Genomic DNA, 1,049 nt, shown 5'->3' on the forward strand with positions numbered 1-1,049 from the left:
TAGGCCGTGTTTCATAGCTGGGGTTGACCAGTCAGCCCGGCCAGGGATCTCGGCGTGTCGGTGATCGATACGCGGTGAGGTCTCCGGTAGATGGTTCATCGACCAAGACAGACCATCAGCACGGAGACCTCGTGGCCACCATACCGGTGACGAGGCGGTTCGACCTGACTGACGTGCAGTGGGCGGCGCTGGAGCCGCTGCTGCCGAGGGGAAAGAAGCCGGGGCGACCGCTGAAGTGGAGTAAACGGCAGCTCATCGACGGGATCCGGTGGCGGGTCCGGGTGGGCTCGCCCTGGCGGGACGTTCCGGAGTGTTACGGACCGTGGCAGACGGTCTACGGGCTGTTCCGCCGTTGGCAGCGTGCCGGGGTGTGGCAGCGGATCGTCACCGGGCTGCAGTCCCGCGCCGACGCCGCCGGTCTGATCACCTGGGACGTCAGCGTCGACTCGACCCTCGCGCGGGCGCATCAGCACGCCGCCGGCGCCCGCACCCAACCCGGGCTGCAGAAGGAACCACCCGGCGGGGTCGAGGACGAGCCGGCTGATCACGCTCTGGGCAGGTCACGAGGTGGCTGGACCACCAAGCTGCACCTGGCCTGCGAGCAGGGCCGCAAGCCGCTGTCGATGCTGCTGACCGCCGGGCAGCGCGGCGACAGTCCGCAGTTCACCCGGGTCCTGGCCCGCATCCGGGTCCCCCGGCCCGACGGCGGTAGACCCCGCACTCGACCCGACCGGGTCCTCGCGGACAAGGCATACAGCTCCCGCGCCAACCGTGAGCACCTACGCCGACGTGGCATCCCGGCCACGATCCCGATCAAAATCGATCAGGCCGCAAGCCGGCGCAAGAAGGGGTCCAAGGGCGGCCGACCGCCGACCTTCGACGCCCACATCTACCAGCAGCGTCACGCCGTCGAGTGCGGCATCAACCAGCTCAAACGCCACCGCGGCCTGGCCACCAGGTACGACAAGCTCGCCGTGCGCTACCAGGCCACACTCCACGTCGCCGCGATCAACGAATGGCTCTGAACCAAGCTATGAAACACGGCCTAG

1 protein-coding gene is annotated in these 1,049 nt (G+C 68.5%); it reads left to right on the plus strand.

Features of this window, described 5'->3' with window-relative positions:
- Positions 1–146: 146 nt before the first annotated feature.
- The gene (locus V6U88_RS30145) at positions 147–1,025 is read left to right on the plus strand and encodes an IS5 family transposase (protein WP_442934720.1); all 879 of its coding nucleotides are present in this window, start codon (positions 147–149) and stop codon (positions 1,023–1,025) included.
- Positions 1,026–1,049 lie beyond the last annotated feature (24 nt).

Source organism: Micromonospora sp. CPCC 205739 (genome assembly GCF_036906795.1).
GTDB lineage: Bacteria > Actinomycetota > Actinomycetes > Mycobacteriales > Micromonosporaceae > Micromonospora.